Origin of the sequence: Williamsia serinedens, from assembly GCF_024171725.1 — a bacterium.
GTDB classification, from domain to species: domain Bacteria; phylum Actinomycetota; class Actinomycetes; order Mycobacteriales; family Mycobacteriaceae; genus Williamsia_A; species Williamsia_A serinedens.
Window position 1 is genome coordinate 37,795 of sequence record NZ_JAMTCG010000009.1, and the last position, 26,440, is coordinate 64,234.

General features: G+C 70.6%; 19 protein-coding genes and 1 pseudogene. 12 read left to right on the forward strand and 8 right to left on the reverse strand.

What is annotated here, in order from left to right; genetic code table 11:
• Window positions 1-71 precede the first annotated feature (71 nt).
• Window positions 72-1,598, reverse strand: a complete 1,527-nt coding sequence (locus tag LX12_RS20575; RefSeq protein WP_253656485.1) for an MFS transporter — start codon at window positions 1,596-1,598, stop codon at window positions 72-74.
• Entirely contained in the window at window positions 1,595-2,272 is a 678-nt protein-coding gene (locus tag LX12_RS20580) for a PadR family transcriptional regulator (RefSeq protein ID WP_253656486.1), read from the reverse strand. Before LX12_RS20580 ends, LX12_RS20575 begins: the two co-directional genes overlap by 4 nt.
• Window positions 2,273-2,376: 104 nt before the next feature.
• Between LX12_RS20580 and LX12_RS20585 the strand changes: the two genes are divergently transcribed.
• From LX12_RS20585 to LX12_RS20600, 4 genes are all read left to right on the forward strand, one after another.
• Complete coding sequence (locus LX12_RS20585) at window positions 2,377-3,477, forward strand: glutathione S-transferase family protein (protein WP_253656487.1); 1,101 nt, start codon at window positions 2,377-2,379, stop codon at window positions 3,475-3,477.
• On the forward strand, window positions 3,474-4,160 hold the full coding sequence (locus tag LX12_RS20590; protein ID WP_253656488.1) for a hypothetical protein: 687 nt from the start codon (window positions 3,474-3,476) through the stop codon (window positions 4,158-4,160). The genes LX12_RS20585 and LX12_RS20590 overlap by 4 nt, the downstream gene beginning before the upstream one ends.
• Window positions 4,157-7,957: an ABC transporter ATP-binding protein gene (locus tag LX12_RS20595; RefSeq protein WP_253656489.1), complete on the forward strand. Its 3,801-nt coding sequence runs from the start codon at window positions 4,157-4,159 to the stop codon at window positions 7,955-7,957. Before LX12_RS20590 ends, LX12_RS20595 begins: the two co-directional genes overlap by 4 nt.
• Window positions 7,958-8,255: 298 nt before the next feature.
• Window positions 8,256-12,107 carry a multifunctional oxoglutarate decarboxylase/oxoglutarate dehydrogenase thiamine pyrophosphate-binding subunit/dihydrolipoyllysine-residue succinyltransferase subunit gene (locus tag LX12_RS20600; RefSeq protein WP_253656520.1) on the forward strand — a complete coding sequence of 1,284 codons (3,852 nt, stop codon included), beginning with the start codon at window positions 8,256-8,258 and terminating at the stop codon, window positions 12,105-12,107.
• 62 nt (window positions 12,108-12,169) lie between these two features.
• Here the strand turns inward: LX12_RS20600 and LX12_RS20605 are convergent, their stop codons facing one another.
• Complete coding sequence (locus LX12_RS20605) at window positions 12,170-12,802, reverse strand: TetR/AcrR family transcriptional regulator (RefSeq protein ID WP_253656490.1); 633 nt, start codon at window positions 12,800-12,802, stop codon at window positions 12,170-12,172.
• Window positions 12,803-12,871: 69 nt separating this feature from the next.
• On the opposite strand from LX12_RS20605, the gene LX12_RS20610 reads away from it, so the two are divergent.
• The 3 genes from LX12_RS20610 (at window position 12,872) to LX12_RS20620 (ending at window position 16,141) form a co-directional block, all read left to right on the forward strand.
• Window positions 12,872-14,386 carry a flavin-containing monooxygenase gene (locus tag LX12_RS20610; RefSeq protein ID WP_253656491.1) on the forward strand — a complete coding sequence of 505 codons (1,515 nt, stop codon included), beginning with the start codon at window positions 12,872-12,874 and terminating at the stop codon, window positions 14,384-14,386.
• Between the two features lie 16 nt (window positions 14,387-14,402).
• A complete protein-coding gene (locus tag LX12_RS20615) occupies window positions 14,403-15,230 on the forward strand; it encodes an SDR family NAD(P)-dependent oxidoreductase (RefSeq protein ID WP_253656492.1) in 828 nt (275 codons plus the stop codon).
• A 71-nt stretch (window positions 15,231-15,301) separates the two neighbouring features.
• Window positions 15,302-16,141 (forward strand): alpha/beta hydrolase, encoded by an 840-nt coding sequence (locus LX12_RS20620; protein WP_301284944.1) that lies wholly within the window; start codon window positions 15,302-15,304, stop codon window positions 16,139-16,141.
• A gap of 1,448 nt (window positions 16,142-17,589) precedes the next feature.
• Here LX12_RS20620 and LX12_RS20625 read toward each other — a convergent pair.
• Window positions 17,590-17,940 carry a nuclear transport factor 2 family protein gene (locus LX12_RS20625; protein WP_372505115.1) on the reverse strand — a complete coding sequence of 117 codons (351 nt, stop codon included), beginning with the start codon at window positions 17,938-17,940 and terminating at the stop codon, window positions 17,590-17,592.
• 72 nt (window positions 17,941-18,012) lie between these two features.
• On the opposite strand from LX12_RS20625, the pseudogene LX12_RS20630 reads away from it, so the two are divergent.
• Window positions 18,013-18,887 (forward strand): annotated as a pseudogene (locus LX12_RS20630) (LysR family transcriptional regulator).
• Window positions 18,888-18,968: 81 nt separating this feature from the next.
• Window positions 18,969-20,165, forward strand: coding sequence for a hypothetical protein (locus LX12_RS20635; protein ID WP_253656494.1), 1,197 nt, complete (start codon window positions 18,969-18,971; stop codon window positions 20,163-20,165).
• Here the strand turns inward: LX12_RS20635 and LX12_RS20640 are convergent.
• Complete coding sequence (locus tag LX12_RS20640) at window positions 20,130-20,897, reverse strand: MBL fold metallo-hydrolase (RefSeq protein ID WP_253656495.1); 768 nt, start codon at window positions 20,895-20,897, stop codon at window positions 20,130-20,132. The two genes, LX12_RS20635 and LX12_RS20640, sit on opposite strands and share 36 nt — an antisense overlap.
• 7 nt (window positions 20,898-20,904) lie before the next feature.
• Window positions 20,905-21,852, reverse strand: a complete 948-nt coding sequence (locus LX12_RS20645; RefSeq protein WP_253656496.1) for a glycine betaine ABC transporter substrate-binding protein — start codon at window positions 21,850-21,852, stop codon at window positions 20,905-20,907.
• Window positions 21,853-21,940: 88 nt separating this feature from the next.
• On the opposite strand from LX12_RS20645, the gene LX12_RS20650 reads away from it, so the two are divergent.
• Window positions 21,941-23,008, forward strand: coding sequence for a magnesium and cobalt transport protein CorA (locus LX12_RS20650; protein WP_253656497.1), 1,068 nt, complete (start codon window positions 21,941-21,943; stop codon window positions 23,006-23,008).
• Window positions 23,009-23,012: 4 nt separating this feature from the next.
• Here the strand turns inward: LX12_RS20650 and LX12_RS20655 are convergent, their stop codons facing one another.
• Entirely contained in the window at window positions 23,013-23,606 is a 594-nt protein-coding gene (locus tag LX12_RS20655; protein ID WP_253656498.1) for a suppressor of fused domain protein, read from the reverse strand.
• Window positions 23,607-23,645: 39 nt separating this feature from the next.
• Between LX12_RS20655 and LX12_RS20660 the strand changes: the two genes are divergently transcribed.
• On the forward strand, window positions 23,646-24,389 hold the full coding sequence (locus LX12_RS20660) for a metallophosphoesterase family protein (protein ID WP_253656499.1): 744 nt from the start codon (window positions 23,646-23,648) through the stop codon (window positions 24,387-24,389).
• Window positions 24,379-25,233 carry a ParB N-terminal domain-containing protein gene (locus LX12_RS20665; protein ID WP_253656500.1) on the forward strand — a complete coding sequence of 285 codons (855 nt, stop codon included), beginning with the start codon at window positions 24,379-24,381 and terminating at the stop codon, window positions 25,231-25,233. Before LX12_RS20660 ends, LX12_RS20665 begins: the two co-directional genes overlap by 11 nt.
• Before the next feature lie 33 nt (window positions 25,234-25,266).
• Here LX12_RS20665 and LX12_RS20670 read toward each other — a convergent pair whose 3' ends face one another.
• On the reverse strand, window positions 25,267-26,439 hold the full coding sequence (locus LX12_RS20670) for an ABC transporter ATP-binding protein (protein WP_253656501.1): 1,173 nt from the start codon (window positions 26,437-26,439) through the stop codon (window positions 25,267-25,269).
• Window position 26,440 lies beyond the last annotated feature (1 nt).

The following is a 26,440-nucleotide window of genomic DNA, read 5'->3' on the forward strand; positions in this document are numbered from 1 at the left end:
TGATCAGTCCACACCCGTCCGGCGCGACGGGTCAATCTCCGCCGCACGTCCCGGGCCACACCGTCGACGCGTCAGACCGTCGGTGCCGCGTCGGCCACCACCGGGGCGGGGGTCCCGCTCCGCGTCGACGTCGGCGCTGTGGGTGCGGCCGCCGGCGTCATGTGGCGCGGCCGTGCGAAGCACGCGGCGGCGATCGCACCCAGCAGCAGCACGGCGGCCGGGAGGTAGATCGACTGGCCCATCGCGTCGGCGAAGCCGGGCTTGACGACGGCTGGCAGCGTCCCGGTGGACCCGGTCGAGACCGACACCCCGGGGAACTCCGCGGCCAGCCGGGTCTGCAGCAGCGCACCGACGGCCGCGCTGCCGAGCACCGAACCCACGACGCGCAGCGTGTTGTAGACGCCCGCACCCGCACCGGCCTGCGTCATGGGCAGGTTGCGGTTCGCCGTGGCGGCCAGCGGCGCCCAGATGCCCGCACTCGCGATGCCCATGAGGCACACCGGGATCAGCAGCTGCCACACCGGCGTCTCCGGCTGGGCGAGCCAGCCGAGGAGGGCGATCGCGATGGCGTTCAGCAGCAGCGACCCGCCGATGATCCAGCGTGGGTGCGTCGTGTCGACGAGGCGACCGACGATCGGCGCGAGGATGCCGGTGAGCACCGCCATGGGCACGAGCACCAGCGCCGACCGCGTCGGCGACATGCCTCCGACGAGCTGCAGGAAGAACATCATCGGGACCATCAGGCCCGCGGTCGCGAAACCCATGGCGGCGATGCCGATGTTCGCCAGCGAGAAGTTGCGGTCGCGGAACAGCGACAGCGGGACGAGGGGCTGGCCGCGCACCTTCGACTGCCACCAGACGAAGACGCCGAGAACCCCGATGCCCGCCGCGGCGAGGATCCAGATCCAGGCGGCCCAGTCGTACTTCTCGCCGTCCTGGACGGCGAAGACCAGGGCGCCGAGTCCGATGGCGCTCAGCAGCACGCCGACGACGTCGAAGTCGCGACCCGTGGTGTCGACGGTCGGGACGAGCCACCACGCCAACACCAGTCCGACGACGCCGACGGGGACGTTGACGAAGAAGATCCACTGCCAGCCCAGGCCGTCGACGAGGACGCCGCCGGCCAGCGGGCCGACGAGGGTGGCGACACCGGCGACGGTGCCCCACACGCCCATCGCCGCGCCACGGCGTTCGGCGGGGAACATGCGTGTGATGAGCGACATCGTCTGCGGGGTGATGAGCGCGGCGCCCAGACCCTGCAGCGCGCGGGCGGCGATCAGCTCGCCGATCGAGCCCGACAGCCCACACCAGACGCTGGCCCCGGTGAACACCACGAGCCCGGCCTGGTACATCAGCTTCGGACCGAAGCGGTCGCCGAGCCGGCCGGTGATGAGCAGCGGGACCGCGTAGGTCAGCAGGTACGCGCTGGTCACCCAGATGACGCCGTTGAAGTCGGTGTTCAGCTTCTCCTGGATGTCGGGCTGCGCCACCGCGACGATCGTCATGTCGACGAGGATCATGAAGAACCCGACGCAGAGGGCCATCAGGGCAGCCCAGGGACGGTCCGTGACGGGGGTGAACGGCTTGGGTGCGGTCATCGCGCGTACTCCTGGACAGGGTGGTCGGTCGAGGCGTCGACCGGATGGGGGAAGTCCTCGTCGGTGAGGGGGCAGTCGGCGTGGTCGGGATCGGACTTCCACGCCAGCGACCCGTCGGCCAGTCGGGTGCGCAGGGACGCGAGGTGGTCGGACTGGGCGGCCAACGTCGCGCAGCGGCACCCGATGTCGAGCAGGTACATCTCCGGCACCCCGCGGGCCATCGCCTGCTCACGCGCGGTCTCCCACCGGGCGAGTTCGGCGCGCATGTGGACGATCCGGGTGTCGAGCAGGTCGACGACCTGCTCACGGGGCAGTTCGTGGGCCTCGGCGAGCGCGAGGTTCAGATCGCTGAACTCCGTCGACGGTGTCGCCAGCAAGGAGGCGACGTGGTCCCTGGCCAGTTCGGCACCCTCGTCGGTGACCGCGTAGACGGTCCGCTCGGGTCGGTTGCCCGCCCGGGCGACGTCGTCGACGCGGACCAGTCCGCGCTCCTCGAGACGGCCGACGGTGTGGTAGAGCGTGCCGGGCCGGATGTTGGCGAACCGGTCCTCCCGTCGGGCGGTGAAGAGCTGCAACATCTCGTACGGGTGCATCGGACGCTCACCGAGCGCGCACAGCACCAACACGGCGAGCGGGGTCGGCACGAAACGGTCGTCCCGACGCGCTGACGCCACCGCTCACCTCCCGACCCGTGAATACTCGACGTGGAATATTCGCATGCCGAACACCGCCCCGCAAGCCGACCGGCAGCGGACGGCGGCGGGCTAACCTGGCATCGATGAGCGCAGACGGATCGGCGACCGGGTCACCGGCGGACAACAGCCCCGACGCAGCCGACGGCGGGGACGAGAACGAGACCTGGTCGACGCCGGGCACCTACGTCAACCCCGGCTCGGACTTCGTCCGGGACACCAATTACATCGAGACCCGCATCACCCGCGACGGTCGCGACGGCTACCCCGTCGAACCCGGCCGCTACCGGCTCGTCGTGGCGCGCGCCTGCCCCTGGGCGAACCGCGCGATCATCGTGCGACGCCTCCTCGGTCTCGAGGACGCCATCTCGATGGGGTTGTGCGGTCCCACGCACGACCCCGACTCGTGGACCTTCGACCTCGACCCCGGCGGTGTCGACCCGGTGCTGAAGATCTCCCGGATCAAGGACGCCTACCTGGCACGGTTCCCCGACTACAGCAAGGGCATCACGGTCCCCGCGATGGTCGACGTCCCGTCGGGACAGGTCGTGACCAACAACTTCCCGCAGATCACCATCGACTTCTCGCTCGAGTGGACCGACCACCACCGCGACGGCGCACCGCAGCTCTACCCCGAGCACCTGCGCGCCGAGATCGACGAGGTCAACGCGGGCGTGTTCACCGAGATCAACAACGGCGTCTATCGCTGCGGGTTCGCCGGGAGCCAGCAGTCGTACGAGCGGGCCTACGCGCGCCTGTTCGACCACCTCGACGTCATCGCCGACCGCCTGCGCACCCAGCGATACCTGGTGGGCGACACCATCACCGAGGCCGACGTCCGACTCTTCACCACCCTCGTCCGCTTCGACCCCGTCTATCACGGGCATTTCAAGTGCAACCGGATGAAGCTCAGCGAGATGCCGGTCCTCTGGGCCTACGCGCGCGACCTCTTCCAGACGCCCGGGTTCGGCGACACCGTCGACTTCACCCAGATCAAGCGGCACTACTACGTGGTCCACTCCGACATCAACCCGACCGGGATCGTCCCGCTGGGACCGGATCTCCGGGGGTGGCACACACCGCATCACCGCGAGCAGCTCGGCGGGCGACCGTTCGGCGACGGCACGCCGCCGCCCCCGCCGCGGCCCGACGAGACGGTCGCGCTGCAGGACTGGGCGCCGCGGTGAGCGACGACCGCGGCGGTGCCATCGTCGGCGTCATCGACCGTGCCCAACGCCTGCAGGCGCCGGCGGTCGCCGCCTACGTCCGTCGGATGCGTTCGTCGCACCCCGACGAGTCGCCCGCGCAGATCGTCGAACGTCTCGAGAAGCGCTACCTGATGACCGTCACGTCCTCGGGCGGTGCGGTGGGCGCCACCGCGGCGGTCCCGGGCGTGGGCACCATCGCGTCGATCGCCGCGATCGGCGGCGAGTCCGCCTTCTTCGTGGAGGCGTCCGCGCTGCTCGCCCTCGCGGTGGCCGAGGTGCACGGCATCCCGATCGAGGAGGCCGAGCGTCGCCGCACGCTGGTTCTCGCGGTCGTCCTCGGCGAGGAGGGGCTCACCGCGCTGGCGAAGGCACTGGGGTCGCGGAACAACCCGCTGGGCCGCGTGGCCGGCGGTGCGCTGAACGGGCCCGCCCTGCGGAGCCTGAACAAGACGTTGCTCAAGCGGGTGGTGAAGAAGTACGCGGCGCGGCGTGCCCCGCTGATGGTCGGCAAGATGCTGCCGGCGGGCATCGGTGCCGCGGTCGGCGGTGCCGGGAACCGCGCCCTCGGACGGCGGATCGTCGCCAACGCCCGCGCGTCGTTCGGCCCGCCGCCCGCGACCTGGCCCGACGCGACGCCGGCGATCTCCGCACACGATCGGTGACGCGCGGCTGGATCAGGCGTCTCGCCGCCGAGTGCGCCCGCCATCGCGCGCTGCTCACGATCACGCTGGCGGTGACCGCCGTCGGTGTCGCCATCGACCTGTCGGTGCCGCTGGTGACCAAGGCCGCCATCGACACGGCGACCGGTGCCGCGTCGCACGGCTTCTCGATCGCGACCCTCGGCGGCGCGCTCGTCGCGCTGGGCGTCGTGCGGTTCGTCGCACAGTTCTTCCGTCGGCTGACCGCGGGCCGGCTCTCGCTCACGGTGCAGAACGTCCTGCGCACGTCGATCCTGTCCACGCTGCTGCGTCTCGACGGCCCGTCGGTGGACCGCATCGTCACCGGACAGGTGGTGTCACGGTCGATCTCGGACCTTCAGCTCGTGCAGGGACTCCTGGCCATGGTGCCGCTGTCCCTCGGTGCGGTCGTGCAGGTGGTGCTCGCGTTCGCCGTCATGGCCTACCTGTCGCCCCTGCTGACCCTGGTCGCACTGCTGGTCATCCCCCTCGTCGCGGTGGTCGCGTTCCGGACCCGACGGTCGCTGTTCGCGGCGACGTGGTCGGCGCAGCAGACCGCGGCCGACGTCGCGCAGCACGTCGAGGAGACGGTCACCGGCGTCCGCGTCGTGAAGGGCTTCGGGCAGGAGGAACGCTCGGTCGACGAGCTCGCCGGCCACGGACGCCGCCTGTTCTCGCAGCGCATGCGCGCGGCCCGGATCAACGCGCGTTTCTCCCCCACGATGAACGCGATCCCGCAGCTGGCCCTGGTCGCGATCGTCGCGCTCGGCGGGATCCTCACCGCCCGCGGTGACATCACCGTCGGGACGTTCCTCGCGTTCGCGACGTATGTCACCACCATGACCGGGCTCGCGCGGCTGCTGACGAACCTCGTCGTCTCCGCGCAGCTGGCCCGCGCGGCGGTGGAACGCGTCTACGACGTCATCGACCACCCCACCGACCCGCGGTACCTGTCCGAACCGGCACCCGGTGGCGCGCCTCCCGGATCGGTCGGTGTGCGCGTCTCCGACGTCGACGTCGACCTCCCCGACGGCACCGCGCTCTTCCGCGGACTCGACCTCTCGGTCGCGCCCGGTGAGGCGGTCGCCGTCGTCGGGCCGCCCGGCTCGGGCAAGTCGACGCTGGCCGCCGTGCTCGCCGGTCTGGCGCCCGCCCGTCGCGGGAGCGTCGAACTCGTCGACGGCGCGACGGGGGTCGGTCTCGACGTCGCCGACGCCGACCTCGAGGCCATCCGATCGCGCATCGGCATCGTCTTCGACGACCCGTTCCTCTACTCCGACTCGATCGCGGCGAACATCGCCCTTGGTCCCGCGGCCGACGGCCTCGACGCCGGTTATCTGCGGGAGCGCGTCGAGAGGGCGGCGCGTCGGGCCGCGGCACACGACTTCATCGCGGCCCTGCCCGACGGCTACGACACGGTGGTCGGCGAACGCGGGTTGACCCTCTCGGGCGGTCAACGGCAGCGCATCGCCCTCGCCCGCGCCTTCTTCGTCGACCCACCGGTGCTGGTCCTCGACGACGCGACCTCGGCCGTCGACGCGACGACCGAGGCGGCGATCCTGGCCGAACTGCGCGAGACGCCGGGGCGCACCCTCGTGCTGATCGCGCACCGTCGGTCCACGCTCGCGCCGGCCGACCGGGTCGTCGTGCTCGACCGTGGACGCGTCGTCGAGTCCGGCCCACCCGCCGACGTCGCCGCGCGGTCCACCCTGTTCCGGTCGCTCATGGCCGACCCCGGCACGGCCACCACCCCGGCTGCCGACGACGTCGTGGTCGCACCCGTCCCGAACCGGGCCGCCCTCTGGCCGGAGGACACCGAGGTGCGCGACCCCGGCACGGGCGATCGGGTCCGCCCTGCCGCACCACCGCGTGCCGGGCGCCGCGGCGGAGGCGGCGTGTCCAGCGCGCTCGGATCCATGCCGGCCACCCCGGCGCTGCTCGAGGCGGTCGCGGAACTGCCGCCCGCCACCGAGGACCCACGGGTCGACGAGGCGGAGGCCCGCGCCCCCGACCCGGCGTTCTCACTGCGCGGGCTGCTGCGACCGGTACGCGGCCTGCTGCTGCTCGCCGTCGTCGCGGTCGCCGTCGACACCGCGACGGGTCTCGCGTTCCCGACCCTGGCGCGCCTCGGGGTGAACGCCGCGACGCAGGACCGGCTGTCGACGCTGTGGCTCACCACCGCCGCGGGACTGGTCGCGGTCGCCGTCGGGTGGATCGCGTTGTCGGTCACCACCATCACCAGCACCCGCGCCGGGGAGCGAGTCCTGTTCCGACTGCGGGTCCGCAGCTACGCCCACCTGCAGCGCCTCGGTCTCGACTACTACGAGCGCGAGCTGTCGGGCCGGATCATGACGCGGATGACGACCGACATCGACGCGTTGTCGTCGTTCCTGCAGACGGGTCTGTCGACCACGGTGATCGCGCTGCTGACGATCGTCGGGGTCGCCGCGGCCCTCATCGTCACCGACCCGTCGCTCGGCGCGATCGTCGTCGTCGCCCTGGTCCCGCTGGGCATCGCGACGGTGGTGTTCCAGCGCGTCGCCTCGCGGGCCTACACGCGGTCGCGGGAACTGGTGAGCGCGGTCAACGCCGACTTCCAGGAGAACATCGCGGGGCTGCGGACGACGACGAGCTACCGCAACGACAGCCGGGCCCGTGCCCGCTTCGGCGACCTGGCCGGGCAGTACGTGGAGGCGCGCATGGTGTCGCAGCGCGCCATCTCGCTGTACTTCCCGTTCATCACCCTCGTCTCCGACCTCGCGACCGCCGCGGCGGTCGGCATCGGCGCGTCGCAGGTCGCGTCGGGGCAGACACAACCCGGCACCATCGTCGCGTTCGTGCTGTACCTCGGCATGCTGTTCAGCCCGGTGCAGCAGTTGAGCCAGGTGTTCGACGGCTACCAGCAGGCCGTCGTCGGACTCCGTCGCATCGGGGATCTGCTCCGGACCCCGAGCAGCCTCGAATCCGACCCCGCGACCGGCCCGACGGCGACCACGACGCCCTCGACGTCCGGTCCGTCGGCGCACGCCGAGCTCGACTCCGTCCGGTTCCGCTACTCCGGCGCCGCCGACGACGCCCTGCGCGGTGTCGACCTCGACATCCCCGCCGGGACGTCCCTGGCCCTGGTCGGCCAGACCGGTGCGGGCAAATCGACCATCGTCAAGCTGCTGGCGCGCTTCTACGACCCCACCGACGGGTCGGTCCGGCTCGACGGCCGCGACATCCGCGAGGTGCCGCTGCGCGCGCACCGGAAGCGGCTCGGCGTGGTGCCGCAGGAGGCGCATCTGTTCACCGGGACGATCGCGTCGAACATCGCCTACGGCGACCCGACCGCGTCGCGCGAACGCATCGAGGCCGCCGCGGCGGCGGTCGGCGCACTCGACGTGATCGCCGGGATGCGGGGCGGGATGACCCACCGTGTCGGCGAACGCGGCCAGGGACTGTCGGCCGGTCAGCGACAGCTCATCGCCCTGGCGCGTGCCGAGCTGGTCGACCCCGACCTGCTGCTGCTCGACGAGGCCACGGCCACCCTCGACCAGGCGACCGAGCGACGGGTCCTCGACGCCGGCCGTCGCCTCGCGCGGTCCCGCACCGCGGTGATCGTCGCCCACCGACTGGCCACCGCCGCCCGCGCCGACCGCATCGCGGTGGTCGCCGACGGACGGATCGTCGAACTGGGAACCCATGCGGACCTGCTGGCGTTGAACGGCAGGTACCGGGTCCTGTGGGACACCGGTTCGGCGACGGGGCGAACCACCACCGAGACCGCCGACGCGGGCTGAGCCAGTACGCCGCGCGGTGGGTGTGGGCGACAACGCCGAGCCCGTATGCATCGCAGGTGAGCGGGGACTAACCTTGCCGTGGTACCTCGGACGATGCGCGCGGGCCGGCTCCACCCGGCCACCCCCGCCTCGCGCGCGGTGCCTGACGCCGGTGGCCCGGGCGACCCCCGTCGCCACCGACATGGGTTCGGACACGACAACACTCCGACACGACGCGACGATCAGGGAATAGAGGCGAGAATCTGCCGTGAGCAGTTCGGTATCAGACTTCGGACAGAACGAGTGGCTGGTCGAGGAGATGTACCAGCGCTTCCGTGAGGATCCCGATTCCGTCGACCGCAGCTGGCACGACTTCCTCGAGTCCTACACCCCGCCCGCCGACTCCCCCGCCGGGAACGGGGCGTCGAGCAACGGCTCGTCGAACGGCGCGCACACGGCACCGACGAACGGCTCGCGCAACGGTGGGTCGCCCGCGAGCGTGACCGAGGCACCGGCCACCAAGGCCGCCTCCGGCCAGGCCGTCGAGAGCCGCGACGGATCGGCCTCGTCGGCCGCCGACGCCCCGACCACGGGCACCGCTCCGCACACCACCACCCCCGTGCAGAAGTCCTCGCCGAAGAAGGACACGACGGCACGTAACGCCGCCCCCGCGAAGGACGCGCCGGCGAAGTCCGGTGCGACGTCGGCCAAGGCTCCTGCGAAGGACGCGCCGGCGAAGGCCGCCGACAAGCCCACGGCGAAGGACGCACCGAAGGCGCAGGAGTCCGCTCCTGCCGAGGACACCTCGAAGGTGCTCCGCGGCGCGGCCGCGGCCGTCGCCAAGAACATGTCGGCGTCGTTGGAGATCCCGACCGCGACCAGCGTCCGGGCCGTCCCCGCGAAGCTGATGATCGACAACCGCATCGTCGTCAACAACCACCTGGCGCGCACCCGCGGCGGCAAGATCTCGTTCACCCACATCCTGGGCTACGCGATCGTCCAGGCCGTGAAGTCGTTCCCGAACATGAACCGGCACTTCGCCGAGGTCGACGGGAAGCCGAACGCGATCACCCCGGCGCACACCAACCTCGGGCTCGCGATCGACCTGCAGGGCAAGGACGGCAACCGCTCGCTCGTCGTCGCCGCGATCAAGAACTGCGAGACGATGGGCTTCGGCGAGTTCCACGCCGCCTACGAGGACATCGTCAAGCGCGCGCGCGACGGCAAGCTGACCGCCGACGACTTCGCCGGCGTGACGATCTCGCTGACGAACCCGGGCACCATCGGCACCGTGCACTCGGTGCCGCGCCTGATGAAGGGTCAGGGCGCCATCATCGGCGCCGGTGCGATGGAGTACCCGGCCGAGTTCCAGGGTGCGAGCGACGAGCGCATCGCCGAGATGGGCGTCGGCAAGCTGATGACGCTGACGTCGACCTACGACCACCGCATCATCCAGGGTGCGGAGTCGGGTGACTTCCTCCGGACGATCCACCAGCTCCTGCTCGACGACGCGTTCTACGACGAGATCTTCACCGCGTTCCACATCCCCTACGAGCCGATCCGGTGGCGCAAGGACATCGCGTCCCCCGCGGTCGACAAGAACGCGCGGGTCCTCGAGCTGATCGCGGCGTACCGCAGTCGCGGCCACCTCATGGCCGACATCGACCCGCTCATGATCGACTCCGACGCGCGGGCCGCCCACCCGGACCTCAACGTCCTCACCTACGACCTGACGCTCTGGGACCTCGACCGCGAGTTCACCGTCGGCGGGTTCCACGGCCAGGACCGGATGAAGCTGCGCGACGTCCTGTCGGTGCTGCGTGACGCCTACTGCCGCCACGTCGGTGTGGAGTACACCCACATCCTCGAGCCCGAGCAGCAGCAGTGGCTGCAGGAGCGCGTGGAGATCAAGCACGCGAAGCCGCCCGTGGGCGAGCAGAAGTACATCCTCAGCAAGCTGAACGCGGCCGAGGCGTTCGAGACGTTCCTGCAGACGAAGTACGTCGGCCAGAAGCGCTTCTCGCTCGAGGGTGCCGAGACCGTCATCCCGATGATGGACGGCGTCATCGACCAGAGCGCCGAGCACGGCCTCGACGAGGTCGTCATCGGCATGCCGCACCGCGGGCGCCTCAACGTGCTCGCCAACATCGTCGGCAAGCCGTACTCGAAGATCTTCACCGAGTTCGAGGGCAACCTGAACCCGTCGCAGGCGCACGGCTCGGGTGACGTGAAGTACCACCTCGGCGCCGAGGGCAAGTACTACCAGATGTTCGGCGACAACGAGATCAACGTCTCGCTGACCGCGAACCCCTCGCACCTCGAGGCGGTCAACCCCGTGCTCGAGGGGCTCGTCCGCGCCAAGCAGGACCTGCTCGAGCGTCCGGACGAGGCGTTCACCGTGCTCCCGCTGATGCTCCACGGCGACGCGGCGTTCGCGGGCCAGGGTGTCGTCGCCGAGACCCTGAACCTCGCGATGCTGCCCGGTTACCGCACCGGCGGCACCGTGCACATCGTCGTCAACAACCAGGTCGGGTTCACCACGGCGCCGGAGCACTCGCGCTCGACGGAGTACTGCACCGACATCGCGAAGATGATCGGTGCGCCGATCTTCCACGTGAACGGCGACGACCCCGAGGCGTGCGTGTGGGCGGCGAAGCTCGCCGTCGACTACCGGCAGGCATTTCACAAGGACGTCGTCATCGACCTCGTCTGCTACCGCCGCCGCGGCCACAACGAGGGCGACGACCCGTCGATGACGCAGCCGGCGATGTACGACGTGATCGACACCAAGCGCGGCGTGCGCAAGAGCTACACCGAGGCGCTGATCGGCCGTGGCGACATCTCGACCAAGGAGGCCGAGGACGCGCTCCGCGACTACCAGGGCCAGCTGGAGCGGGTGTTCAACGAGGTCAAGGAACTCGAGAAGTTCACCCCCGCGCCGAGCCCGTCGGTCGAGTCCGACCAGCAGCTCCCCGCGAAGCTGATGACCGGCATCGACAAGTCGGTGGTCGAGGCGATCGGCGACGCGTTCGCCGAGGTGCCCGAGGGCTTCTCACCGCACCAGCGCGTCAAGCCGGTGCTCACCCGCCGGCAGGAGATGTCCCGTGAGGGCGGCATCGACTGGGCGTTCGGCGAGTTGCTGGCGTTCGGGTCGCTCGTCGCCGAGGGCCGCACGGTGCGCCTGTCCGGTCAGGACTCGCGGCGCGGCACGTTCTCCCAGCGTCACTCGGTCATCATCGACCGCAAGACCGGGCAGGAGTACACGCCGCTGAACCAGGTGGTGCAGACCGAGGGCGACAACGCCGGCGGCCGGTTCCTCGCCTACGACTCGCCGCTGTCGGAGTTCGCGGTGGTCGGCTTCGAGTACGGCTACTCGGTCGGCAACCCCGACGCGATGGTGGTGTGGGAGGCGCAGTTCGGCGACTTCGTCAACGGCGCCCAGTCGATCATCGACGAGTTCATCTCCTCCGGTGAGGCGAAGTGGGGCCAGCTCTCCGACGTCGTGCTGCTGCTGCCGCACGGCCACGAGGGCCAGGGTCCCGACCACACGTCGGGACGTATCGAGCGCTTCCTGCAGCTCTGTGCCGAGGGCTCGATGACGGTGGCTCAGCCGTCGACGCCGGCGAGCCACTTCCACCTGCTGCGCCGGCACGTGCTCGACGGCATCAGCCGGCCGCTGGTGGTCTTCACGCCGAAGTCGATGCTGCGCAACAAGGCGGCGACGAGCCCGGTCGAGGAGTTCACCGGCGGCAAGTTCCTCTCGATCATCGACGACCCCACGGTCACCGACGACGCCGCGGCGGAGAAGGTCACCCGGGTGCTGCTGGTCAGCGGCAAGCTGTACTGGGACCTCGCGGCGCGAAAGAAGAAGGAGAACCGCGAGGACATCGCGATCGTCCGCATCGAGCAGCTGTACCCGATCCCGCACAAGCGGCTCGCGGCGACGCTGGACCGCTACCCGAACGCCGCCGACAAGCGGTGGGTGCAGGACGAGCCGGCCAACCAGGGCCCGTGGCCGTTCCTCGGACTGAACCTGCCCGAGGTGCTGCCCGAGCACTTCGGCAGCGGGTTCACCCGGGTGTCGCGTCGCGCGATGTCCGCCCCGTCGTCCGGTTCGAGCAAGGTCCACGCCGTCGAGCAGACGGAGATCCTGGACAAGGCGTTCGACTGACTCGTCGGTGCTGACGGCCGCCCATCCAGTCTCGGATGGGCGGCCGTCGCCGTCTCGGCAGGTCAGGAGGTCAGTGACATGGCGCTGGTGTCGACGCCCGACATCTCCCCGGCCACCGCGCCCAGGCTGGGCAGCGCCACGGTGATGAGCTCGAGCAGCTCGTCGCGGGTCACCATCTCGTTCTTGAGCCACCGGATGGTGACGTCCTCGGTGAACGCGAGCCACCCGTTGATGGCCAGTTCGACCAGCGGCGACGGGTGCAGACCGACGAGTTCGACGCTGCCCAGCGTGCGCTGGACCATCACCGACCGGGTCTCGTCGAACACGGCCTGCATTGCCGGGTCGGACGACGCCGAGCCGCGCATGAGGGCCAGGTAGAGACTGCGGTTCTGCGTCACGAAGTCGACGAACCCGCGAATGGTGCCGCGCAGCACCTCGATCGGGTCACCCAGTTCGAAGTCCGGTTCGGTCGCCCTCAGCATCCGCTGCGACTGCTCGCGGGCCATCGCGACGTGGAAGTCGTGCTTGGTGTCGAAGTAGTGGAAGATCAGAGCGCGGGACACCCCCACCGCCTCCGCGACGGCCTCCACCGTCACCTGGTCGAGCGGGCGGTCCGCCGCCATCGCCAGGCCCTCCTCGATGAGCTGCACCCGCCGTGCCTCGGGCGTCATGCGGGTGCGCTTCTGGCCGGCCATGGGCCCATAGTACTGACTGACCGTCAATAGTCTATTGACCGCCCGTCAATACTGTGTACGATCTTACCCATGAACGATGTCAAGGTCGCCGTCGTCGGCGCCGGGTTCTCCGGCATGGGCGCGGCCATCACCCTCAGGCAGAACGGCTTCGACGACTTCGTCGTCCTCGACCGCGGCTCGGATTTCGGCGGCACCTGGCGTGACAACACCTACCCCGGTGCCGCGTGCGACGTGCCGTCGCATCTGTACTCGTACTCCTTCGAGCTGAACCCGGAGTGGTCTCGCTCGTTCTCCAAGCAGGCCGAGATCCACGCGTACATCAACCGTGTGGCCGACAAGTACGACCTGCACAGCCGCACCCGGTTCCGCACCGAGGTCACCGACGCCCGGTGGGACGAGGACCAGAACCGCTGGATCATCAGCACCGACAGCGAGACCGACGGCGCGCAGCAGATCCGCGCGGAGATCCTCGTCGGCGCGATCGGCCCGCTGTGCGAGCCGCGTCTCCCCGACATCGAGGGCATCGAGGGCTTCGAGGGAGCCATCTTCCACTCGGCCCGCTGGGACCACGAGACCGATCTGACCGGCAAGCGCGTCGCCGTCATCGGCACGGGCGCGTCGGCCATCCAGATCATCCCCGAGCTCGCCGCCAAGGTCGGGCACATGGACGTCTACCAGCGCACCGCCCCGTGGGTCCTCCCCCGGGCCGATCGCGAGTACACCGCGCTCGAGCACTGGATCTTCAAGAACGTCCCCGGCGCGCAGCGTCTCTCGCGCACCGGCATCTACCTCGCGCACGAGCTGGTGTCCTACGGGCTCACCCACCGCCCCGACGTCCTGCGCCCCGCGCACGCGATCGGTCGCGCCAACATCCGCCGCGGCATCGCGGACCCGGTGAAGCGCAAGAAGGTCACCCCGCAGTTCAAGGTCGGCTGCAAGCGGATCCTGTTGTCGAACACCTACTACCCGGCGCTCGGGCAGGACAACGTCGACGTCGTCACCGACGGCATCGCGAAGGTCACCCCGACCGGCATCGTGACCAAGGACGGGACCGAACGCGAGATCGACGCCATCGTCGTCGCCACCGGGTTCCACGTCACCGACTCCCCCGGGTTCGAGCACATCGTCGGCAAGGACGGCGAGAGCCTCGCACAGGTGTGGGACCGCGACGGCATGGCCGCCTACAAGGGGTCCACCATCCACGGCTTCCCCAACATGTTCCTCATGATCGGACCGGCCACCGGGCTCGGCCACACCTCGATGGTCTTCATGATCGAGTCGCAGCTGAACTATCTGGCCGACTGGTTGAAGACGGTGCAGCGCAACGACATCACCCGCACCGAGGTCCGGGCCGACGTGCAGCGCGAGTACAACCGCGAGGTGCAGTCCACACTCGAGACCAGCGTGTGGGAGAACGGCGGCTGCTCGAGCTGGTACAAGGACAAGTTCGGCAACATCACCACCCTGTGGCCGGGCTTCACCTTCAATTACCGCAAGGCGACCAAGAACTTCGACCTGGCCGCCTACGAGACGCAACGGGCCGAGTCGGCCCGCCGGCCCGAGCCGCAGTCGGCGTCGGTCTGAGACGAAGGGACCCGAGATGAAGAACTTCGCCGGGAAGGTCGTCGTCGTCACCGGCGCCGCGAGCGGCATGGGGCGCGACCTCGCTCTGCAGCTCGCGGACAAGGGAGCGCGCGTCGCGATCTCCGACATGAACCCGACCGGTCTCGAGGAGACGCGGGCAATGCTCGAGGCCAAGAGAGCCGACGTGCACGCCCAGCTCCTCAACGTCGCCGAGCGGGAGGCGGTGCTCGAGTACGCCGACACCGTGGTCGAGCACTTCGGCAAGGTCAACGCGATCTTCAACAACGCCGGGATCGCGCACCACGGCGAGGTGGAGCTCACCGACTTCAAGACCTACGAACGCATCATGGACGTCGACTACTGGGGTGTCGTCAACGGCACGAAGGCGTTCCTGCCCCACCTGATCGCGTCCGGCGACGGGCACGTCGTCAACACGTCGTCGCTGTTCGGGCTCATGTCGACGCCCGGTCAGAGTGCGTACAACGCAGCGAAGTTCGCAGTGCGCGGGTTCACCGAGTCGCTGATCCAGGAGATGCGCCTCGCGGGCCATCCGGTGTCGGTGTCGTGCGTGCATCCCGGTGGCATCAAGACGGCCATCGCCCGCAACGCGACGGTCAACGAGGGGTCCGACGCCGCCAAGTTCGCGGAGTTGTTCGACAAGAAGCTCGCCCGGATGAGCTCGCCGCAGGCGGCGAAGGTGATCATCGCCGGCGTCGAGAAGAACAAGCCGCGCATCCTGGTCGGCGCGGACGCGAAGTTCCTGGACAAGCTGGTGCGTGTCCTGGGGCCGTCGTACATGCAGGTCGTCGCGAAGGCGGCCGGGTCGACGCTCAAGCCGCGGTGAGCAGCACCCCGCCGGGCCTGTCACTGCCGATCGGTCTCGTCGAGCCGCTCACCCGCGTGCTGTATGCGGCGATGCTGCACCCGCGATTGCCCGTGCGGTGGCAGCGGTTCCTGGCCGACCATGCCCTCGACGTCGACCCCCTGCCCGCCGACACGGTGGTGCGCGGGATCACCCTGGGCGGTCGACCGACCGAGCGTGTCACCGTCGGCGCGACCGAGACCCCCAGCGCCGTCCTGTATCTGCACGGCGGCGGGTACGTCATCGGCTCGCCGCGGTCACACCGGCGACTGGTGGCACGTCTCGCCGCTGTCACCGACGCCACCGTCTTCGCGGTCGACTACCGCCTCGCTCCGGAGGACCCGTTCCCGGCCGCCGTCGAGGACGGGGTGGCCGCATTCATCGATCTCGTCCGTCACCACGGGTTCACGCCCGACCGGATCGCGATCTCCGGGGACTCCGCCGGCGGCGGACTATCCGTCGCCGTCGCCCGTCGGCTGATCGACGACCACGAGATGACGCCCGCGGCACTGGGTCTCATCGCGCCCTGGGTCGACCCGACCCAGGACGTGGGGCCGTCGGGGCACGCCACCGACATCGTGGTCAACCACGGGTGGTCGCGGGCGTGCGCCGACGCGTACCTGGCCGGCGGGGATCCGAGCGACCCCGGATACGCACCCCTGAACGGCGACCTGAGCGGTCTCCCGCCGACAATCGTGCACATCGGGGTGCGGGAGGCGCTGCACCCGCAGACGGTCACGTTCGTCGACAAGCTGCGCGCGTCGGGCGTCGACGTCGAGTACCGGGAGTTCCCGCGGCTCTGGCACGTCGGACACCAGCAGGCGTCCATGCTCGCCGAGGCCGCCGACGCCGTCGACCACCTCGGCGGATTCCTGCGCGACCGCCTGGCCTGACCTCGTCGGGTTTCACACGCCGCGTCGCAAGTGGCGGCGCGGGTGCTCGGGACCGGTGTTCGTGGCCGGTCGGTGTGCGGATGAGCGCCTCGTGGGTGCCGTCGTCGTCGATCGATGTGGTGACATCCCAGCCGGCGGCTTCCTTCTGCCTGTTGTGGGTGCGACACAGCCCGTTGCCGTTGACGCTGTCGGTCGCGCCGCCCTCGATGTGAGGGTGGGCGTGGTCGATCTCGGCGATCGGGGCGTCGCAGTAGGGCATCCGGCACGACACGTCGCGGCGAGTGATGAACCGCCGCAGTCCTGTCGGGAAGATGCGGGCACGGGACTCCATCGCGACGAGCGCACCGGAATCCGGGTTGGCGAACAGCCGACGCAGCGTGACCAGCGAATCGGCGTCAAGGGCGTCAGTGATCAGTGACCGTGCCGTGTCGGCGGGAATCGGGCCGTAGCCGGGCACCTCCGCCGCGCCGTCCGCTCCACCAGCCAGGACTTCGGCGCTGACGACCACGTCGACCGAGACGGCTACATCCTCGGCTCCCGCCTTCCCGGTGAGTCGTTCGAGAAGGGTGTCGGCCATGACCTGCGCGTGGGTGCGATCACCGTCGCCGACGAGCCCGTACGCGTGCTGCTTCAACGCGGCGTACGCGGCGATACCTGCCTTCATGGGCAACAGCGCTGAGAGCTGCACCATCGCATCGGGTTTCGGACGCATGGTCACCCTGCGATCCTTCGGCGCGCTGGCGTTCCGGTCCACCACGGCCCGCGGGTCCCGCTCGTAGGCGATCTTCTTGGCCAGCGCTTCGAGCGCCCGGTCGCCGACACCGTCGAGGGTCGCCGGGTCGGCGCACAACGCGTGGTCGATCACGCGTCGATCTTCGACCTGCAGGTAGCCGGTCTCGCGGACCAGGATCGTCGCCCGCCATTCCGACAACGAGCCCTCCCGCAACCGGGCGAAGGTGTTGGGCATCTCGCCCATCGCCCGCGCGAATCCGAGGTGGCGGCCACCGGCGTTACCCGACACCCGCCGAGCCAACGCCACCTCCCCCGACAACCCCCGACACCGCCGCTCGACGGGAACGCCACGTTCGGCCTCCGCCGTAGACCGCAGCTCCTGAAACCGCAGTGTGTCCTGAGCCTGCCCGGCCGCACACGCAGCCTTGATCGCCTCCATCAACGAGATCCGGTCGATCGCCTCGGTCTCGTCAGCAGCAGTCGGGAGTTCGGCGAGGGACGTCAGCATGTCGCGCAACCGCGCCACCGCGACCGTCTAGCCGTTCTCCCCCATACGTACATGTGTACACGAGAGGTCCGACAAAGTGCTCGGACCCGAAACCTACTGTGCATCAACTGCCCAACGAACGGTTCCTGGTGCCCACCGAACGGTTCCAACTGCCCAACGAACGGTTCCTGCTGCCCGACGAACGGGTCCGCGGCGGCCGGCGATCGGCTCAGAGACCCAGCGGCCGCGGGTCGAAGGTGACGCGGATGCGGGTGATGAGGCCGTTCTCGACGTGGCTCCAGTTCGCGGTGGGGATCGGCGGGGCCGACGCGGTGTGGAGGTCGAACCAAGTGATCGCGTCGTCGCCGTCGGCCACCCGCGCGTGCAGGGTCAGGTCGGTCATCACCGACTCCGCCATGCCCCGCAGCCCCGCGATGCATTCGTCGGCGCCGCGAGCCGTGCCCATCACGCCGACGAAATCGACGTCGTCGGCGAGGACCGTCCGCAGTCGGTCGAAGTCGCGGTCGCGCCAGGCGTCGAAGTAGGTCGCGACCGCCGTCCGTGTCTCTTCGGTGCTCATGGCATCGAGCATCGCGAGTGCCGCAGCCATCTGTCCAACAGCTGGTTGTTCTGACATCTAGCATCGTCGATCATGGAGCTGCATCAGCTGCGGTACGTGCTCGCCGTCGTCGACGAGGGGACGTTCACCGCGGCGGCGCAGGCCGTCCGGATCAGTCAGTCGGGCGTGAGCGCGCAGATCGCCAAACTCGAGCGCGAGTTGGGCGTGGTGCTGCTCGAACGGTCGACCCGTCGCGTCACACCGACGGCGGCGGGCGACCACCTGATCCCCGCTATCCGCGCCGCGATCGCGGCGGTGGACGCGGTTCGTGACACCGCTGCGGCCATCCATGGGGTCGTCGCCGGACGTCTCCGCGTGGGCACCGTGGGCGGTCTCGCGTGGCCGCCGGTGTTGGACGCGCTGGCGGCGCTGCACTCCGCGCACCCCGGGCTCGACATCTCGGTGGTCGAGGACGCCGCGGCGCCGCTGACCGACCGCGTCCGAGCCGGCGAGCTGGACGTCGCAGTCGTCGCATGGAGCGGCGACGGCCCCACCGACCTCCGGTCGGTGACCGTGGTCGACGACGTGCTCGCGGTCTGGGTGGCCCCCGACCACCCGTGGGCGCGCGCGACGCGATCGACCCCGCGGAGCTCGCCGACGCCGACGTCATCTCACTGCCGGAGGGCACCGGTGCCCGCACCGCGCTCGACGAGGTCCTGGGCGGTGCGACGGCACGTCGGCCGCGGTGGGAGGTGGCCACCCCGGCGACCGCGCTCGGTCTCGCCGCACGGGGTCTCGGGGTCGCCGTGCTCTCGCGGACCACGGGACGCGGGGCCACCGGGGTCGTCGACGTCGGCATCGACGACCCCCGCGCACGGTCGAGCCTGGGGATCGTCTGGCGCGACGGCCCCGGGCCGGCGACGCGCGCCCTGCTCGAGCGACTGCTCCCCGCCGCGTCGGGGTCGTGAGAGACCGGACCCGGACACCGGCGTTGCTATCGTCGTCTGCCGGGTCCGATCCCGGCAGGACGCGGTGGGAGGGGGCGAGGCGTGGGAACCGCCGTGGTGCTGCTCGTCGTCGCGGGCCGACTGCTCGTCCCGCTGCTGATACCCCGCTTCCCCGTGCCTGCGATCATTGCCGCGCTCGTGCTCGACGCGGTGGATCAGACGGTGTTCCAACAGGTCCCGGGCCTCGACATCTCCGGCTACCAGTCGTACGACAAGGCACTCGACGTCTACTACCTCGCGATCGCCTACCTCTCGACGCTGCAGAACTGGTCGGATCCCGTCGCGTTCGGCATCGCCCGGTTCCTCTTCTACTACCGGCTGATCGGCGTCGTCGCGTTCGAGTACAGCCAAGCGCGATGGCTGCTGCTGGCCTTCCCGAACACCTTCGAGTACTTCTTCATCGCCTACGAACTCGTCCGCTGCCGATGGGCGCCCACCCGCCTCGGTCACCGCACCCTGCTTCTCCTCGCCGCGGGCATCTGGGTGCTGATCAAGCTGCCGCAGGAGTGGTGGTTGCACGTCGCCGAGCTCGACGTCACCGACGAGATCAAGACGACGGTCCTCGGCGCCGGACTCGACGACAGCTGGACCGTCGCGGTCGGGAACCGCCCCTGGGTGCTGCCGATCGCAGCGGTGGTCGTCGTCCTGCTCGCACTCGGGATCCGCGTCGGTGCGCGTCGTCTGCCGGCCGGCGATTGGCCCTTCGGGTTCGACGTCTCCGCGCGCACCCGCGGCGGACGCGTCGCACGCGTCCCGGCCGGCGTGCGGACGACGCAGAGCGCGTTCCTCCGCGGGCCCCTCGTCGAGAAGATCGTCCTCGTCTCGATGCTGCTGCTCGTGTTCTCGCGGATCCTGCCGGGTGTCGACGCGACGTCGCCGCAGATCGTCGTCACCGTGGCGATCCTCGTGGTCGCGAACTCCGTGATCAGCCACCACATCGCGGGTCGCGGCGTCGAGTGGACCTCGACGGTGTCGCAGTTCATCGCCGTGGCCGCGATCAACGCGGGCGTCGTCGTGGTCCTCGTGCTGCTGCCGACACCGCGGGGTCCGGCCGTGCAGCCGATCCCCTCGCTGTTCTTCCTGCTGCTGATCTCGTTGGTGGTGACCCTCTACGACCGGTATCGCATGCTGCGGATCCTGCGTCAGGGCAAGGCGTTCCCGATCTGGGCGATCCGGCGACGCCATCTCGAACGCATCCGGGCGTCAGTCGTCGACCGACAGGCTCTCCCCCGGCCGTAGTTCCCGCGCCCACGTCGACGGCGCGTGCACCCGCGCCGCGCGCACGAACTCGGGTCCGGGAGGCAGGAACTCGTCCGGGGCCACCGCGGCGAGTCCGCGGGGCCACAGGGTCCCGAAGTGGATCGGCACGGCGACCCGGGCCGCGAGTCGGCCGGCCGCGACCGCCGCGCGGTCGGCGGTCAAGTGACCCTCACCCAGCCCCGGACCCCAGCCCCCCACCGGGAGCAGCGCGAGGTCGCAGCCGCCGACCGCGGCGGCCATCCCGTCGAAGAGGTCGGTGTCCCCGGCGAAGTACGTCCGCGACGATCCCTCGACGACGTACCCCAGGGGCATCACATGTCGCCGGGCCAGCGGGTGCCGCCGTCCGTCGTGCTCGGCGGGGACGGCACGGATGCACACCGACCCCACCTCGATGACGTCCCCGGGACCGACCTCCCGGATGTCGCGCCGTCGCAGCCGCACGAGCCCCGCGACCGCGTCGCGAGCGCCCCGGGGCACCACGATCACCGCCGCGGCGTCGACCATGGCGAGCGAGCGGACGTGCAAGTGGTCGGCGTGCAGGTGGGACACGAGGACGACATCGGCGCGGCGCGACGCGCCCGGCGGACGGGAGCCGCGCCGTCGGTGCAGGTGCGCGACCCCGTCGGTGAGCACCGGGTCGGTGAGGACGCGGACACCGCTGTCGACGACGGTGGCGGTGGCGTGCCCCCACCAGGTGAGCGCGACGGCCACGGGCGGCTCAGAACCCGTGCTCGGCGAGCCACCCGCCCACGACGGCAGATCGGGTCGCCCGCCGCTGCGACACCTCCTGGGCCATCGTGGCGAGATCGGCGGTGGTCAGCTCGCCCGCGACCTTGTTCATCGTGCGGACCTGGTCGCGGGTGAGCGCACCCGACGAGTAGACGGGGACCAGGATCTGGGCACGGATGGCCGTGGGGTCGGGAGTCGCCGGCGCGGTGGACGTCGGCGTCGGACCGCTGTCCGAGTCCTGTGCCTGCGCCGCGGCGGGCGTGAGCGAGGTCAGGTCGGCCGCGGTACCGGCCGCCGACAGCGGAGACACCACACCGGCGGCCCGGCCACCGCGCACCTCGGCGAGGACCGCGTCCACGGAGTCGAGGCGACGGTAGGGCGCGAAGCGACAGCCCGCGGCGGCCAACGCCGACGCCGTCACGGCGTCGAGATCCCGATCCCCCACCAGCGGCAGCCCGGCGGGCAGCCGGGCGCACTCCGACAGGGCGTCGGCACCCGACGACGAGGCCAGCGACGCGGTCACGACGACCTGGACCTGGTCGCTCACGATCGTCGGGTCGCCGACCGAGACACCCTGCGGCAGCGCGCGGTTGAGGTCGGTGTACACGTCGTCGGGTGAGGTCGCCGTCGACGACGGCGCCAGGCGCGACAGCAGATCACCGTCGAACGCGCCGAACATCGACACCCGGCCGCCGTCGACGCCGTCCAACAACTGCCCGTAGTCGCCGACCGTCGTGTCGTCGGCGACGGTCGCACCCGCCGACCGCAGCACCTGCCGGTAGATGTCGGCGACGACGGCCGCCGGAACACCCGGGGTCGCACCGACGACCACGGCCGACCGGTCGGGTGTCGTGCTCGCCGAGCAGGCGGTCACGGCGAGCAGCAGGGCGACGACGCCCACCACCAGCGCTGCGCGACGCGGGCTCGGCGGGATCACGGGAGACCACGCTAGTCGACGGATGCCGGCCCACCCGCGTCGTACGATGGCGCGCGGGTCGGGGCTTTACGGACGAGGGAGGTCATGCATGCCGTCGCTGCCGTCACTGCGTCCGTCGGGTGGCCCCTCCGAACGCCCCCGGATCCCCATCCCGCCCGCGCGAGCCGTCGTCGACTGCGCCGTCTACGTCGACGGGCACCGCCGCCCCGGCAAGTGGACGCACGCCGCCGCGCTCAAGCAGGTCCGCTCTACCGGCACCGGGTTCGTGTGGGTGGGGCTCCACGCCCCCGACGATCGCCAGATGGCCGACGTCGCCGAGGTGTTCGGCCTGCACGAGCTCATGGCGGAGGACGCCGTGCACGCCCACCAGCGACCCAAGCTCGAGCGCTACGACGACACGCAGTTCATCGTGCTGCGCACGGTGAAATACGTCGAGCACGAGTCGCTGACGACGACCAACGAGGTGGTCGAGACCGGCGAGATCATGATCCTCGTCGGCCACGACTTCGTCATCACCGTGCGCCACGGGGACTTCACCCACCTCGCCGGGGTCCGCAAACACCTGGAGTCGCGGCCCGACCGGCTCGCGCTGGGCCCCTACGCCGTGATGCACGCGATCGCCGACCACGTCGTCGACACCTACCTCGACGTGACCGCCGCCGTCGAGACCGACGTCGACGCGCTCGAGGCGGCCATCTTCGCCCCCACCGGCGGCGTCGACATCGACCCCGTCTACCTGCTCAAGCGCGAGATCACCGAGCTGCGGCGCGCCGTGACCCCGCTGACCGCACCCCTGCAGCGTCTGACGTCACCGGAGAACGACCTCTGCCCGAAGGAGGTCCGGCGCTACCTCCGCGACGTGCTGGACCACCAGATCACGGTGGCCGAACGCATCTCGACGTTCGACGAGGTGCTGACCTCACTGCTGGGAGCCGCGTCGGCGAAGGTCGGCATCCAACAGAACACCGACATGCGCAAGATCACCGCCTGGGTCGCGATCGCGTCGGTGCCGACGATGGTCGCCGGCATCTACGGCATGAACTTCGACGACATGCCCGAACTGCACTGGAAGTACAGCTATCACATCCTGCTGGTCGTGCTCGCGCTCGTCTGCGTGGGCCTGTGGCGGACGTTCCGCCGCAACCACTGGCTCTAGTCGCCTAGACGCTCGGGTCGACCGCGACCCGGTGTGGGTCGGCGACGTCGATCCCGGCCTCCCGCCAGGCGCGCCGCAGCTCGTCCACCCCGCGCAGGCGCACCCAGGCGGCCTCGTTCGCGGTGATCGGGACGGCCCGCAGGAACTCCACCGGCGACATCGGTGCGGGCAGTGGACAATCCGGGATGGCGTCGGGCTCGAGCACCACCGCGGTGCACGACGACCCCGTCCACAGCGGCTCCGACAGGTCCACCAGCGCGTCGGCCCCCAGGATCACACCCTCCACCGCGGGAGCCGCGGCGAGCACGGCGATCGCCGTGTGCAGCCCGGCGAGCTCGCCCCGCGAGCGCATCCGCACGACCACCTCGGCGCGCGGTCCGCGGACCGGATCGGCGGCGAGGTCCGACGGGTCCGTCATCGGATGCCGCGCGCACCCCGCGCTGGCGAACACCACCTCGTCGCCACCCTCGGCCGTGTCGACGAATCGCAGCACGTCGATCGGCTCGACACCCAGGAATGTCACCGACGCACGCTGTGGTTCGGCTCCGATCGCGCCCCGCAGGTGCGCTACGACGGTGTCGACGACTGACTCGCTCATCGGGTCCAGTCTCGCAGACCCGGTTGTACCCTGACGGCCATGGTGCGGGTGCTCGCGGTGGCCGACGAGGTGGTCGACGGACTGCTCTGCGGGCTCGCCGAACAGATCGCGCCCGACCTGGTCCTCGGTGCCGGTGACCTGCCGTTCGACTACCTCGAGACGCTCGCCACCCGCAGCGACGCGCCGTGCGTCTACGTTCCCGGCAACCACGACCGCGACCTGTCCGGGTTCCGCCGGGGCCGCTCGGGGTGGACGCGGGCGGGACTGCCCGCCGCCGATCCCGGACCCCGCGGCGCGGTGAACGCCGACGGGCGCGTGGTGTCCGTCGCCGGTCTGCGGATCGCTGGGCTCGGCGGGTCGATCCGGTACAACGGCGGGCCGAACCAGTACCGCGAGCAGGCGCAGCGACGGCGCGCGCGGGCCCTGCACCGGCGGGAGGCGATGGCCGCGCGGATCCAAACGATCCGGGGTCGGCACCCGGCGCGCGTCGACATCCTCCTCACCCACAGCCCCGCGCAGGGGTACGGCGACGAGACGGACGCGCCCCACCGCGGGTTCGCATGCCTGATCGGGCTGGTCCGTGCGCTGCGACCGCAAGCACTCGTCCACGGGCACGTCCACCCCTACGGCACCCGCCCCGAGGACCTGCGGATCCCCTACGCGGACACACCGACCGGGTCCGACGGCGCCGCGGTGTCGGTGAACACCGTGGGCTACACCGTCTTCGACATCACGCCCGGCGGCGCGGGCATCGCGATCACGCGGCGGCGACATGGCGCGTGACACCGGATTCCCCGACGCCGACGCCGAGAACGACTTCAGCCGGCAGCGTCGTCGTGCCGAACTCGCCCGCCTCGCGGCGTGGTTCACGCGCCAACCCGCCGACGTCAACACCGTCCTGCCGTTCGACGAGGTGGTCGCCGCGCTGGGCCGCACCGGCGAGACCGCGCTCGGCCTCGTCGTGGTGAAGGTGTCGACGATCGTGGGCAGCGTCGACCGGACGCGGGACTTCGACAGGCTGTTCCGGCCGACGTCGGCACGGGTGCGCGCCCGGTGGCAGCGCCTCGCCGCCGCACAACGACGCGGCGAGGCCATGCCGCCGATCGTGCTCTACCGCATCGGCGACATGCACTTCGTCGTCGACGGCCACCACCGCGTGTCCATCGCCATCGCCCGCCACATCGAGACCATCGACGCCTACGTCACCGAGATCCACACGCGCATCTCGCCCGAGGGCATCCACGGCGTGTCCGACCTGGCCCTGAAGGACCACCGTCGGCTGTTCCTCTCGCGGGTCCCGTTGCGCGGCAAGCAGGCCGAGGCGATCACCGTCACCGACCCGTTCGACTACGCCGAACTGGCCGAGAACGTCGAGGCGTGGGGATTCCGCCTCAGCCAGGAGGTCGGCGAGTTCCTCGGACGTGACGAGGTCGCCCGGCGCTGGTTCGGAGAGGAGTTCCTCCCCGTGGTGCGCATGGCCCGACGCGCCGAGATCAGCCCGGAGGCGACCGACGCCGAGCTCTACATGTGGCTCGCCTGCGAAAGGTACCGCCTGGTGCGCCGGCACGTCTGGGACGAGTCGATCATCGACGAGTTGCGCACCGCCGCACCACGCCGACGGCCCTGACCCCGGACATCGCCCGGGGTCGGGCCGACGTGCTCAGCCGAGCAGGTTGTGACCCGACGACTGGTCGAACAGGGCGACCTTCGACGCGTCGTACCAGAGCTCGGCGTCCTGGCCCTTCGCGATCGACGACTCCGGCGACAGGCGCGCGATGAACTGGTTGCCGCCGAGGTCGGCACCGGAGTCCGCCGCGAGCTCGGCGAGGGCGTCGCTCGCCGCGCGGTCACCACCGACCGAGAAGTACGCGTAGGAGTCCGACCCCATCGACTCGAGCACCTCGATGCGCGCGGTGAACGTCCCGCCCCGCGAGCGGGCGGAGTCGTCGAGCAGGCGCACGTCCTCGAAGTGTTCGGGTCGGATGCCGACGAGCACGTCGCCGGTCGACCGCAGCGACTGCGCCCTCTGCACGGCACGGTCGTGCTCGGGCACCGCGATGGTCCCGATGGCCGTCTCGACCCCGGACCCCGTGAGACGACCGGGCAGGAAGTTCATGGCCGGCGACCCGATGAAGCCGGCGACGAACAGGTTGGCCGGGTGGGCGTAGAGCTCCTGCGGAGTACCGATCTGCTGGACGTGTCCGCCGCGCAGCACGACGACGCGGTCACCGAGCGTCATGGCCTCGGTCTGGTCGTGGGTGACGTAGACGGTGGTGGTGCCCAGACGCTGCTGCAGCCGCGAGATCTCCGAGCGCATCTGCACGCGCAGCTTCGCGTCGAGGTTGGACAGCGGCTCGTCCATGAGGAACGCCTGCGGCGACCGCACGATCGCGCGACCCATCGCGACACGCTGCCGCTGACCGCCGGAGAGGTTGGCGGGCTTGCGATCCAGGTACTGGTCGAGGTCGAGGATCTTCGACGCCTCGGCCACCTTCGCGTCGATCTCGCCCTTCGACATCTTGGCGAGCTTCAGCGGGAACGCGATGTTGTCGCGCACCGACATGTGCGGGTACAGCGCGTAGGACTGGAACACCATCGCGATGTCGCGGTCCTTGGGTGCCTTCTCGTTGACACGGGTGCCGCCGATGCGCAGCTCGCCCTCGGAGATGTCCTCCAGACCGGCGATCATGTTCAGCGTCGTCGACTTCCCGCAGCCCGACGGGCCGACCAGGATGATGAACTCGCCGTCGGCGATCTGGATGTCGACCTCGCTCACCGCGAGGGATCCGTCCGCGTACCGCTTGCTCACCTTGTCCAGAACGATCTCGGCCATG